This is a genomic window from Mesorhizobium sp. M8A.F.Ca.ET.181.01.1.1, assembly GCF_004792025.1.
In the GTDB taxonomy this organism is placed as follows: Bacteria; Pseudomonadota; Alphaproteobacteria; order Rhizobiales; family Rhizobiaceae; genus Mesorhizobium.
In genome coordinates this window covers 782,250-794,283 of sequence record NZ_SRTV01000001.1, presented here as the reverse complement: position 1 = coordinate 794,283, position 12,034 = coordinate 782,250, and the positions used below count along the sequence as shown (strand labels likewise).

The following is a 12,034-nucleotide window of genomic DNA, read 5'->3' as shown; positions in this document are numbered from 1 at the left end:
CCATAAAGGCGAACTCGCGGGGTCGTCAATGGGGTACGATACGAATTCACTCTGCCGTGAGATCGGCTCCATCACGCGCTACCATAGTACAGTTGAGCCCATCCCATCGACACACCACTATGCCGGGCTGACGACGTCCCTGGGAGGAGACGCGTTGCCGGCGAATGGGAGTCCCATCCCAGGTGGAGGTCCTGGCCGGTCGCTTGCTGTTCCAGTGGAAGCCTGGACAGGCGTTCTTGGAACCCGACAACCGGAGGAGAAACCATGCTCGAGAGAACACCCACGACGAGGGCGCAGGCGCTGCTCGACAAGTTTGGCAAGGCGCTGGAGACCGGCGACATCGACGCGGCGGTCAACTGTTTCCAGGCGGATTGCTACTGGCGCGACCTCGTCACCTTCACCTGGAACCTGAGGACGATGGAAGGCCAAGGCCAGGTGCGCGACATGCTGACGGCAACCCTGGCGGAGACCCGGCCGAGCGACTGGAAAGTGGCCGAAGGCGAGGAGGCGACCGAGGCGGACGGCGTCACCACCGCCTGGATCACCTTCGAGACCGAGGTGGCGCGCGGCTTCGGCCTGGTGCGATTCAAGGGCGAACTGATCTGGACCTTGCTCACCACCATGGCCGAACTCAAGGGCCATGAGGAGAAGGCGGGTTTCACCCGCCCGCTCGGCGCCAAGCATGGCCACGGCAAGGACAGGAAATCGTGGCGCGAGGACCGGGACGATGAACTCGCCGAACTCGGCCGCAGCAAGCAGCCTTATGTCGTGATCATCGGCGGCGGCCAGGGCGGCATTGCGCTCGGCGCGCGCCTGCGCCAGCTCGGCGTTTCCGCCATCATCGTCGAGAAGAACGAGCGCCCCGGCGATTCCTGGCGCAAGCGCTACAAGTCGCTCTGCCTGCACGATCCGGTCTGGTACGACCATCTGCCCTATATCGACTTCCCCAAGAACTGGCCGGTCTTCGCGCCGAAGGACAAGATCGGCGACTGGCTCGAGATGTACACCAAGGTGATGGAGCTGAACTACTGGTCCTCCACGTCGGCGAAATCCGCGAAATACGACGAGAAGGCCAAGGAATGGACCGTCGTGGTCGAACGCGACGGCGAAGAGATCGTGCTCAAGCCCAAGCAGTTGGTGCTGGCCACCGGCATGTCCGGCAAGGCGAACTGGCCGAAATACAAGGGCCAGGACATCTTCAAGGGCGAGCAGCAGCATTCCTCGACCCATCCCGGCCCGGACAAATACCGCGGCAAGAAGGTCGTGGTCATCGGCTCCAACAACTCCGCCCACGACATCTGCGCGGCTCTGTGGGAGGGTGGCGCGGACGTCACCATGGTGCAGCGTTCCTCCACGCACATCGTCAAGTCCGACACGCTGATGGATATCGGGTTGGGCTCGCTCTATTCGGAGCAGGCGGTCGAGAACGGCATGACGACACGCAAGGCCGACCTGATCTTCGCCTCCCTGCCCTACCGCATCCTGCACGAATTCCAGATCCCACTTTACCAGCAGATGAAGGAACGCGACGCCAAGTTCTACGCGGACCTGGAAAAGGCCGGCTTCCTGCTCGACTGGGGCGATGACGGCTCGGGCCTCTTCATGAAATACCTGCGCCGCGGTTCGGGATACTACATCGATGTCGGCGCCTGCGACCTCGTCATCGACGGTTCGATCAAGCTCAAGAGCGGACCAGGCGCCGCGGTGGAAGAGTTGACGCGAACCGGTGTCAAATTCGCCGATGGAACCGAATTGCCCGCGGATCTCGTAATCTATGCCACCGGCTACGGCTCGATGAACGGCTGGGCGGCGGACCTCATCTCTCAGGAGGTGGCGGACAAGGTCGGCAAGGTCTGGGGCCTTGGCTCCGACACCGCCAAGGACCCCGGCCCCTGGGAAGGCGAGCAGCGCAACATGTGGAAGCCGACCCAGCAAGAGGCGCTGTGGTTCCATGGTGGCAACCTCCATCAGTCGCGCCACTATTCGCAATATCTGGCGCTGCAGCTGAAAGCCCGGCAGGTTGGCTTGCCGACCCCGGTCTACGGGCTCCAGGAGGTCCATCACAAGGGCTAGTCGGCTTCCCTCGCATCAAGGCGGGACTGCCCGGCTTCGGGGACTTCGACCGGCGGCGGCGCGCCCGCCGGTCTCGCCGCTTGGGGTGGTCGGCGATGGCGTGAAAACGCCCTCGCCGGCCAAACGCTCGCGGCAGGTCTCCATCCGGTATGCGGCCACCGCGTTTTCGCCGTCGAAGCGGAAACACATGGGCTGTCTCTTCCCCGTGATTGGTTGCGTCAGGGCCGATTGGCGAAGTCGTGCACGACGCGCTGCAGCAACGGCACATAGTCGCGAAACGCCCGCGTCCGCATATTGGCGACCTTGCCGCCCTCGTCCCAGATGCGAACCCGCACCGCTTCCTCATGGAACGGGTTCTCGCGGAACTCGGCGACCTCCTCGGCACTCATCGGTCCGCCCTGTAGCGACAGCGTATGAACCGAAGCCGGCGACAGCCTGGAGAAATAGGTCGGGTCCGTGGCGCAGAGATAGCGCTTGGCGGCGACGTGCAGCCGGACGCATTCGACGATGACCGGTGGGAAGAACGGCGCCAGCACCTCGCCGCCGGCCTCGTCATGGTGCTTGTCCTCGACATCGTCGGGCGAATAGGTGCCGAACTCGCTGGTGTAGTGGCCGATATCGTGCAGCAGCGCGGCCGCCACCAGCACCTCGGGCGCTCCATCCTGCTCCGCCAACCAAGCACCCTGCAGCATGTGCTCGGACATCGTAACCGGCTCGCCGAGATAGGATTCGGCGCCCCGGCGCTCGAAAGTGTCGGCGATGAACTCGACGATGGTGTCCGCGTTCAGATCCTGGCCGCTCATTCCGCGGCCTCCTTGAAGCCGTGTTCAATCGCCGCGAGCGTCGACAACAGGCCGTCCTTGTCCGCATAGCATCCCTGCAGCCAGCGCTTGCCGGTGCCGGAGAACGCCTTGCGGGCATGCATGACGCGGGTGTTGTCGACGATGAAGGCCTGGCCGGGCTCAAGCTTGAAGGTCACTTCGAAGGATGGATCCTCGATCAGTTCGGCGAAGCGGCGGTAGGCGCCATAGTAGCGATCCATGTCGGCGAACGGCACATCGACGGTCGGCGCCAGCGAGCGGTTGTTGAAGCGGATGCAGATCAGTTCGCCGTCGGGGCCAAGCTCGATCATCGGCCGTTTGGACTGCAGCCGCACGCCCGATGACCCTGCATATTCGAACCGCGCCGCATGGGAGCTCAACAGCCGAAAACCTTCGGGGTTTTCCGCCTGCAGGGCTGCGGCGACGGCAAAACCGTCGACGACGCTCGATTCGCCGCCCTCCACCGTGTTCTCGATGCAGGACAGGATCTGCAGTGTCGGCACCGGATCGCGATAGGGATTGTCGGTATGCGCCTGCAGGCCCAGATTGGTGTAGGCGAGATTGTTCGGATTGACCTCGGCGCGCACTTCGAACCAGCGCCCGTAATTGGTCTCCCTGACGTAGCCGAACAGGTCGGACACCTTGCACAGCGCCCCGGATTCGGCCGGCAGCCCATTCATCACCGCAAAGCCATAAGTCCTCACCGCCGAAAGCCATTCGCGCAGCACGCTGCGGTCATGGAAGGCCGCCTTGTAGCTGGCGCGCGGCACGCAGTTCTGCATCGTCGCCTTGGTCCAGCGCTGGATGACATCGCCTGTCCAACCGGGCTGGCGTGTCTCGTCGCGATCATAGGCGTTTGCACGCAGCCATTGGGCGGGAAAGCTGACCGTCTTTCCCTCCGGTTCGAAGCTGATCTCCAGCGCCCCGGCCTTGATGGAAGCGGCGCCAATTCTCGTGCCAGCGGGAATGTCGAGGATGGTGACGAGCCGCTGGCCGTTGCCGGCGCTGCGCGTCTTGTCGTCGAGCGCATTGTCGCGCAGCCAGATGGCGTGAAAGCGGGTGCGCCTCCCGTCTGCCCAGCCAAGTTCGATTGTTCTGCCTTCGTCGCCAACCAGCGCGTGGGTAAGCATTGAGATCCATCCTGTCCGCTACGCCCCACGGTCCGATCCGCAGGGTTTCGATTGCATGTTGATCGCGCCATAGGCATAATTCAAATTATCATTTTTTGGCCAATGACCCCGATTGACTAATGGCACGACGAACCATCCCCGCCTTGCCTCCGCTCGACTGGCTGCGCAGTTTCGAAGCCGCGGCGCGGCTGTCGAATTTCACGGCGGCAGCGGCCGAACTCGGCCTGACACAGGCGGCGGTCAGCCAGCACATCCGGCTGCTCGAGGAACGGCTGAAGACGCGGCTGTTCTCGCGGCTGGCGCGTGGGGTCGCGCTGTCGCCGGAGGGTGCCGCCTACCTGCCCCACATCCAGTCGGCCTTCGCAACCATTGCCAGCAGCACCACGGAATTGTTCGAACCACGCGCCGTCCGGACCGTCTCTATCCGGGTGCCGATCTCGTTTGCCTTGCTGGCGCTGGTGCCGGCGCTGCCCGATCTCGCCGAGGCGCTGCCGCGCGTCCAGCTCGATCTGGTGACGATCCATCGGCCGACCGACTACGATCTGCCGGGCTCGGCGCTCGACATCCGTTTCGGCAACGGATCCTTTCCCGGACGCGAGGCCGAGAGGCTGACCGCCGAGCGGCTTGTGCCGGTGGCAAGTCCGGCGCTCGCCAGTGCCGCCGACTGGACATCCCTGCCGCTGCTTCTGGTGGCCGGCGCGCGCGAGATGTGGTCGGAATGGTTCGCGGCGGCCGGATTGGCCGGCCATCCCCAGCGGTCGCACCGCTTCGACAGTTTCGTCGCCGCCATGGAGGCGGCGAGCGCCGGCGCCGGCGTGCTGCTGGGGTCGCGACCGCTTGTCGACGCGGCGCTCGACAGCAGGACGCTGGTCCCGCTCTCCGATTTTGAACTCTCCAGCACGTCAGGGCATTTTCTGACCAGGCCGTCGACCGCGCAACTGACAAGTGCCGAGCAGGATTTCCGGCACTGGCTGATAAAGCGCCTTGCCGGCGGGGCCCGGACCTGACTGGCGCGCTACCGCGAAGCTATGCCGATACGCTTCCAGTAGATCAGCGAGCCCGTCAGCCCGCCATGCGGTTTCAGCGCATAGTCAGGAATTTCGCCGGTGAGGATGAAGCCGAGCTTTTCGTAGAGGCCCGAAGCCCCCTCCTCCGCCGCCGTGTCCAGAACCAGCAACGTGCGCCCCTTCTCCGCCGCGAGGCGTTCGGCGGCCCGCATCAGGCGTGTCCCCACACCCCGGCCCCGGTATTCGACTGATGTCATCAGCTTGGCGATCTCGGCCCGATGCGGCTGGTTGGGCGGGCAGTCGAGCAGCAAGGTGACCGTCCCGACCAGAGCCCCGCCGTCCCAGGCCCCGAGCACCATTCTTTCTCCTCGTGCCGCCGCGGCCAGCGACGTCTCCCAGAATGCCCTTGCCGCTTCCGCCGCCAGCGGATGCATGAAGCTGACAGATCCGCCGGCGGCAACCGTTTCGACCAGCAGATCGGTCAGCATTGCAAGAGTTTCCCGGCTGGCGGTCAACGGCCCGATTTCGATGGTATTCATACCTGGTCCTCTGGAAACGATTACCGGGGTCGATGGCGCCGGCGTCATTCGAGATGGTGCGACCGCCGGCGCTTGCGCGCGGCCTTGATGGCGCTGATGCGTTCGGTGTCTTCTTCACTGAGATGTCGCCCGCGCTCCAGGATTTCGAGCGTGTATTCCTCATAGGTCAGGCCCAGCCGCTCAGCCTTGTCCATGCGCATCAGCATGACGTCGCGGCTTGGCGCCTTCCACGCCTTGGCGTGCGCCGCCTGCCAGGCCAGGAAGATGTAAGGGTCGCCCTTGCCCCATGGCGGCCCCTTGTACTCGTCAAGAGGCGGCCCCCCATTGTGGGAGCGCGTAGGCCGTCTTGCCATGACGTCAGCCCCTGACCAGAGCGACGAGATAGTCGGCGCCCGGCTCCAGGGCATGGAAGGTGCAATCCGACGGCGCCCCGAGCGCCAGGCAGTCGCCCGGTTCGAGCCTGTGCACCTGATCGCCTTCGGTGAATTCGAGTTTTCCCGAGATCAGCCAGATCTGCTGCTTGATGAAGGCGTAGGAAGCCGCGGGCAAGCTGACCTTCGCGCCCGCAGGCAGATGGACCTTGATCAGTTCGAGCGGCATGTCGCAGGCCGGCGACAGATGCCGCCTGACATAGCCTGTATCGGGGTCGCGCCATACCGGCTGGTCGGCCGCGCGCAGCAGTCCCCCGCTCTGCAGTTCCGCGCGCGCGATGAGGGTCGACAGCGTCATGCCGAAGGCCGCCGCAATGCGCACCAGAAGTGCGGCCGTCGGGCTGGTCATGCCGCGCTCGATCGTGCTCAGCATCGCCTTGGAAACGCCGGACCGTTCGGCGAGTTCGGCCAGCGACCAGTCCCGCATGATCCTCTCGGCGTGGATCCTCTTGCCGATGGTCGAGGAAATATCGTTCGCTATATCATCCATTCGTCCATTATAGCGAAACAACAAGACAGGTGAAGAGCCATCTCACGATAATTTTCACAGGGTCCTTAATCCTCTCTACACCATCCGACCTCATCCGACCTTAACCCCGTTCCTGTAGGCTCCGTCTCCAGGGAAATGGGGATTGGCCTGTCCATGTATGTCGAACGCGAAGCTTCCGTCGGAGAACCGACATCGCAGGAGCGCCGCAACGCAGAGCAGAACGACCGGCGCATCCTCGGCAACGTCGTGCAATGCGACGGCGCGCGCGCCACAATCAGCGCCTATGCCGACGATGTCGACGGTGCGATCACCGGCCTGTGGACGGTTGGCAAGATGATCTCCATCAATCTGGGCACGACGCGCACCGTTGGCCTGGTCTATGCGATCGGCAAGTCGGATCGGGCCTGGAGCAATGAAGGCCAGAACGCCATCGAGGTCAGCATCGAACTGATCGGCGAAGTGCGCGACGGCGCCGAACCCGGCGCCAAGCCGATCTTCGACCGCGGCATCACCAGCTATCCGCATATCGGCGCCGTCGCGCACCGTATCCGCACCCGCGACCTGCAGGCCGTCTATGACCTGGCCGGCCGCCATTCCATCACCATCGGCTCGCTGGCGCAGGACGAGGCCATCGCCGCCAACATCGCCATCGATGATACGCTTGCGCGCCATTTCGCCATTGTCGGCACGACCGGCGTCGGCAAGTCGACCGCCGTGTCGCTGCTGCTGCGCAAGTCGATCGCGGCGCGACCCGACCTGCGGATCCTGATCCTCGATCCGCACAACGAGTTCGCCGCCTCGCTGCCCGAATATTGCGTCCGGGTCGATTCCAAGACGCTCGACCTGCCGTTCTGGATGTTCACGCTGGAGGAATTCGCCGAAGTGCTGTTTCGCGGACGCGAAACGGTGCCGGAAGAGATCGACGCCCTTCGCGACCTCGTTCCGCTGGCCAAGAACCTCTACCGCAACCCCAATTCAGGCGCCTACCTCAGGCGCGGCAACGATGCGCTGACCGCCGATACGCCGGTGCCTTACCGCATCGCCGACCTGCTCAAGCAGATCGACGAGCGCATGGGCATGCTCGAAAGCAAGAACGATCGCCCGACGCTCAAATCGCTGAAGACGCGCATCGAATCCGCGGCTGCCGATCCGCGCTACCGCTTCATGTTCAATTCGCGCCTGATCGAGGACACCATCCACGAGACGATCGGCAACATCTTCCGCGTGCCGCACCATGGCCGCCCGGTAACCTGCTTCGAGATGGCCGGCATGCCCTCGGAAGTGGTCAATTCCGTCTGCTCCGTGCTGGCGCGCCTGGCCTTCGACCTCGCTTTGTGGAGCGAAGGCAAGCTGCAGCTCCTGTTCTTGTGCGAGGAAGCGCACCGCTACATGCCGGCCGATTCGCGCCTCGGCTTCGCGCCGACCCGGCATGCGCTGTCGCGCATCGCCAAGGAAGGCCGCAAATATGGCTGCTATCTCGGCGTCGTCACCCAGCGCCCGGGCGAGCTGGACCCGACCATCCTGTCGCAATGCTCGACCTTCTTCGCCATGCGGCTTGCCAACGAGCAGGACCAGGCGATCATCCGCTCGGCAATCGCCGACTCGTCCGCCTCGACGCTCGCCTTCCTGTCTTCCATGGGGCAGCGCGAGGCGATCGCCTTCGGCGAAGGCGTGGCGACGACCATGCGGCTGAAATTCGAAAGACTGCCCGCTCACCTGCTGCCTGGCACGGCCAAGCACGAGGAAGAAGTGACGAAAGCCGGCGAGGTCGACCTGGTGGCGATCGTGGAGCGGCTGCGCAACGTGCCGAAGCCACAGAGCCAGGCGATACCATTTGCCGAGGTGGTCGATTCCGGCCGCCAGGCCGGCGATCCCGACTACCGCAAACCGCCGGCGACGGCGCGCGTGCAGTCGGACGAAGATTTCGACACACGCTACGGCCTCAAACCCGCGACCTTCGGCCTGCGCCCACAGAACGATTGAACCTAACAGGTCTCTGATCTCATCGGCATTCACGCTTGGCCAAATCCCGAAAGGGAATTCGTCAGGCCGAATTGAATGACGTGGCTTTCGAGAAGCCGGAGCGGAGCGGACATTCAGTCCGTGAGCTCAGTTCTACTGCGACGCAGTAGAACGGGGAAGTCGAGAAAGCCGCATCAGGCAACCGGCCTCATGAATTCTTCTTCGGGATTTTAGGCGCAGACGCGATTGCGGCCTTGCCTCTTCGCTTCGTAGAGCTGGCGGTCGGCGCGGCGATAGAACTCTTCGGCGGTTTCCTTGCGGTCCCATACGGCGAGGCCGACGCTGGTCGTGATCTTGAGCCGGACATTGTTGCCGGAGAGGATCGACATGTTGGCGATCGCCTTGCGGATGCGCTCGGCGAATTTGGCCAGAAGGTCCGCCTCCATGTTGGGCGTGACCACGGCGAATTCCTCACCACCCAGGCGCGCCACCACGTCGTGATAGCGGGTCATGTCCTTGAGGCATCTGGCGACAGCCTTGAGCACCTCGTCGCCGACATCGTGGCCGTGGCTGTCGTTGACCTGCTTGAAATGGTCGAGATCGAGGATCATCAGCCCGACCGGTTTTTCGATGCGCCGGAACTCCTCGAGATATTCGTTCAGCGCGTCGTCGAAATAACGTCGGTTCTGCATGCCGGTCAGGCCGTCTGTCAGGGCGGCGTGCTCGAGCGTTTCGGAGCGGGCGCTGAGCGAAACCGTCATGGCGCGCAGCTTGCCTTCTTCCGTCGCCTGTTTGCGGATCAGCGGGTAGATGAAGAAGATGCCGAAAAACAGCGCGGTCGCAAGCAGCACGCCCGTCGCGAACAACAGCTTGTTGAGGTAGATGACCTTGTCCAGGCCCGATTGCGTATGGAGTTCCGTGGCGAAGGATTGCAAGAGCCCATAGGCGTGCAGCGTCACCAGGCCAGCGGCCAGGATCACGAAGATAAAGACGAAAAAAGCGGATTCCGCCTTATGGAAACGCATCTACTCCCCGATGAAAAGTGCCCCTCGATCTTATGGCACGGGCCGCCTTACGGAGCGTTAATCCCGGCAACTTCGGCGGGAACCCTGTCCTCAAGGTCAACTTTTTAAGTTGCATTAGCAACAAGTGTTTGGATCGTGGTTTCGAGATTGTCATCGGGACGCAATCTCTGCCATTCCGGCCCCAACTGATGTCGAAACCAGGTCGCTTGCCGCTTGGCATATTGCCTGGTAGCGATCTTGGCGCGCTCGATCGCCTCGGGAAAGCTCGATTGCCCTGCAATTGCGGCCTGCAGCTCGCGAACCCCGATCGCCTTCATCGCCGGCAGGTCCGGATCGAGACGAAGGGCCGCAAGCTGCTTGACTTCCTCCAGCGCGCCCTTGTCCAGCATCCGGTCGAAACGCCTTTCGATGCGGTCGACCAGCGCCGCCCGATCCGGCTCGATGACTAGGAAATGCGCGCTTTGCCTGTCGATCAGCGGCCGGCCGCGCTCGCCCTGCCAGTCCAGGATCGACCGGCCGGAGGCGTCGAGCACTTCGAGCGCCCGCACGATGCGCTGGCCGTCGGTCGGCTTCAGCTGCATGGCGACTTTCGAATCCTCGCGCAGCAGGATGCCATGCAATTTGACCGCGCCGTGCTCCTTCAACTCATAGCGCCAGCGATCGCGGATCCGCTGCGGAATATCGGGCATTTCCGAAATGCCCTCGGCCAGCGCACGAAAATAAAGGCCGGTGCCACCGACGAAGATTGGCCGCCGCGAGAGCGTTCCGTCGTCGATGAGTTTCATCACGTCGCGCAGCCAGGCGCCGGTCGAGTAGGCAGAGCCGGGGTGCACATGCCCATAGAGAAAATGCTGCGCGCGTGCGAGTTCGGCCGCCTCCGGCCGAGCGGTCAGAACGTCGAGAACCGAATAGCCCTGCATCGAATCGGTGTTGACGATGACGCCGCCGGTGCGCTCGGCCAGCTCAAGCGCCAGCGCCGACTTGCCGCTGGCGGTCGGCCCGGCTATCAGGATCGCGTTCTTCACGCGGCCTTCGCCCGCATCCGCGCCGGAATTCTCTATGCCGCTCATTGCCACGCTTGTTTCCCGTCCCGCTGACCGCGCTCTGTCGCCGTCGCTTGCGAATATGGCCTCACGGTCGGTGGGCGCAAGCGCTGTCGTCTGGCTGGCCGAAGGCATTGCCTGTGATCTTGCCCTGCCGCCAGCGGCGCAGGCTGATGAAACCACTGCAGAGCTTCGCGCCGCACTGGGCGCCGAACCAGTCGACGTGATCGTTCAGCAGGCTGAAACACGCCGCAAGAAAGTCCTTCTCGCCGACATGGATTCGACCATGATCGACCAGGAATGCATCGACGAGCTGGCCGACGAGATCGGCGTCAAGGATCGCGTCGCGGCCATCACCGCGCGGTCGATGAATGGCGAGATCGCCTTCGAGCCTGCGCTGCGCGAGCGCGTGGCGCTGCTCAAGGGGCTCGACGCCGCAGTGGTCGACCGTATCGTCGCCAATCGGCTGACGCTGGCTTCGGGCGGCCGCGCACTGGTCCAGACCATGCGCGCCAACGGCGCCTGGACAGCGCTCGTTTCGGGCGGATTCGAGGTCTTCACCACGCGCATCGCCGAGATGCTCGGCTTTCAGGAAAACCGCGCCAACCGCCTGCTCGACCAGGGCGGACGCTTCACCGGACTGGTCGGCGAGCCGATCCTCGGCCGCGCCGCCAAGGCCGAGGCGCTGCTCGAAATCTGCGCGCGCCTTGGCCTGGCGCCGGCCGATGCCATCGCCGTCGGCGACGGCGCCAACGATCTCGACATGATCCGCCTGGCCGGAACCGGTGTCGCGCTGCACGCCAAGCCGACAGTGGCAGCACAGGCAAAAGTCCGGATCGACCATGCCGACCTAACCGCGCTGCTCTATCTGCAGGGCTACCGGCAGGAAGAATTCTTGCAATGAAACCAATCCGCACCGAACGCCTGATCCTGCGCAACTGGGAGGAGCGCGACCGCGCGCTGTTCCATCGCATCAACTCCGACGAGCGCGTCATGGAATTCTTTCCGTTCCGCCGCGACCGAGCTACCGCCGACGCCAAGATGGACGAGTTCCGATCCTGGATCGCCGAGGACGGCTATGGTTTTGCCGCCGCCGAGATTGCCGCCACCGGCGAGTGCATCGGCTTCGTCGGGCTCCTCAAGACCGATCATGTGCCCTCCCTGCCGGCCGGTACTATCGAGATCGGCTGGCGGCTGGCGCCGGAATACTGGGGCAAGGGCTATGTCACCGAGGCGGCGGAGGCCTGGCTCGCCTACGGCTTCCAGACGCTGGGCGTCAACGAGATCGTCTCCTTCGCCGTAACCGGCAATCATCGCTCGACCGCCGTGATGAAACGCCTCGGCATGAGCGCCGACCCGGCCAACGACTTCGACCATCCCGACATTCCGGACAGCCATCCCGCGCTCAAGCGGCATGTGCTCTACCGGTTGCCTCGCCAAGACTGGCAGGCAAGAAAAAGGGCGGCTCTCTAACCGCCCTTTCCATTAAAATCAGATTTTTGCAGTCCTGCCG

General features: G+C 63.9%; 12 protein-coding genes. 5 read left to right on the top strand and 7 right to left on the bottom strand.

The features are described 5' to 3' along the window. Positions 1–264 precede the first annotated feature (264 nt). Positions 265–2,073, top strand: coding sequence for an NAD(P)/FAD-dependent oxidoreductase (locus EN824_RS03920; protein WP_135931916.1), 1,809 nt, complete (start codon positions 265–267; stop codon positions 2,071–2,073). 218 nt (positions 2,074–2,291) lie between these two features. On the opposite strand, the gene EN824_RS03915 is transcribed toward EN824_RS03920, so the two are convergent. Together EN824_RS03915 and EN824_RS03910 are read right to left on the bottom strand one after the other, a co-directional pair. Further along, positions 2,292–2,876: an HD domain-containing protein gene (locus tag EN824_RS03915; RefSeq protein ID WP_135866501.1), complete on the bottom strand. Its 585-nt coding sequence runs from the start codon at positions 2,874–2,876 to the stop codon at positions 2,292–2,294. Next, on the bottom strand, positions 2,873–4,024 hold the full coding sequence (locus EN824_RS03910; protein WP_135866499.1) for a gamma-butyrobetaine dioxygenase: 1,152 nt from the start codon (positions 4,022–4,024) through the stop codon (positions 2,873–2,875). Before EN824_RS03910 ends, EN824_RS03915 begins: the two co-directional genes overlap by 4 nt. Positions 4,025–4,143: 119 nt before the next feature. On the opposite strand from EN824_RS03910, the gene EN824_RS03905 reads away from it, so the two are divergent. Then, positions 4,144–5,031 (top strand): LysR family transcriptional regulator, encoded by an 888-nt coding sequence (locus EN824_RS03905; protein ID WP_135866497.1) that lies wholly within the window; start codon positions 4,144–4,146, stop codon positions 5,029–5,031. An 8-nt stretch (positions 5,032–5,039) separates the two neighbouring features. Here EN824_RS03905 and EN824_RS03900 read toward each other — a convergent pair whose 3' ends face one another. Genes EN824_RS03900 through EN824_RS03890 form a run of 3 tightly spaced genes read right to left on the bottom strand, consistent with a single transcriptional unit; the run spans position 5,040 to position 6,491 of the window. Next, entirely contained in the window at positions 5,040–5,570 is a 531-nt protein-coding gene (locus EN824_RS03900) for a GNAT family N-acetyltransferase (RefSeq protein WP_135866495.1), read from the bottom strand. Between the two features lie 44 nt (positions 5,571–5,614). Further along, positions 5,615–5,923, bottom strand: a complete 309-nt coding sequence (locus EN824_RS03895; protein WP_127280697.1) for a hypothetical protein — start codon at positions 5,921–5,923, stop codon at positions 5,615–5,617. Positions 5,924–5,927: 4 nt separating this feature from the next. Further along, entirely contained in the window at positions 5,928–6,491 is a 564-nt protein-coding gene (locus EN824_RS03890) for an XRE family transcriptional regulator (RefSeq protein ID WP_127280696.1), read from the bottom strand. Positions 6,492–6,644: 153 nt separating this feature from the next. Here EN824_RS03890 and EN824_RS03885 point away from each other — a divergent pair, with 153 nt between their 5' ends. Continuing rightward, the gene (locus EN824_RS03885; protein WP_127280695.1) at positions 6,645–8,474 is read left to right on the top strand and encodes an ATP-binding protein; all 1,830 of its coding nucleotides are present in this window, start codon (positions 6,645–6,647) and stop codon (positions 8,472–8,474) included. Between the two features lie 209 nt (positions 8,475–8,683). Here the strand turns inward: EN824_RS03885 and EN824_RS03880 are convergent, their stop codons facing one another. Further along, a complete protein-coding gene (locus EN824_RS03880) occupies positions 8,684–9,478 on the bottom strand; it encodes a GGDEF domain-containing protein (protein WP_127871635.1) in 795 nt (264 codons plus the stop codon). Between the two features lie 104 nt (positions 9,479–9,582). Continuing rightward, entirely contained in the window at positions 9,583–10,548 is a 966-nt protein-coding gene (miaA, locus tag EN824_RS03875) for a tRNA (adenosine(37)-N6)-dimethylallyltransferase MiaA (protein ID WP_127280404.1), read from the bottom strand. On the opposite strand from miaA, the gene serB reads away from it, so the two are divergent. Both serB and EN824_RS03865 read left to right on the top strand, forming a co-directional pair. Continuing rightward, positions 10,538–11,425 (top strand): phosphoserine phosphatase SerB, encoded by an 888-nt coding sequence (gene serB, locus EN824_RS03870; RefSeq protein ID WP_127280405.1) that lies wholly within the window; start codon positions 10,538–10,540, stop codon positions 11,423–11,425. The two genes, miaA and serB, sit on opposite strands and share 11 nt — an antisense overlap. Then, the gene (locus tag EN824_RS03865) at positions 11,422–11,994 is read left to right on the top strand and encodes a GNAT family N-acetyltransferase (RefSeq protein WP_127280406.1); all 573 of its coding nucleotides are present in this window, start codon (positions 11,422–11,424) and stop codon (positions 11,992–11,994) included. The genes serB and EN824_RS03865 overlap by 4 nt, the downstream gene beginning before the upstream one ends. Positions 11,995–12,034 lie beyond the last annotated feature (40 nt).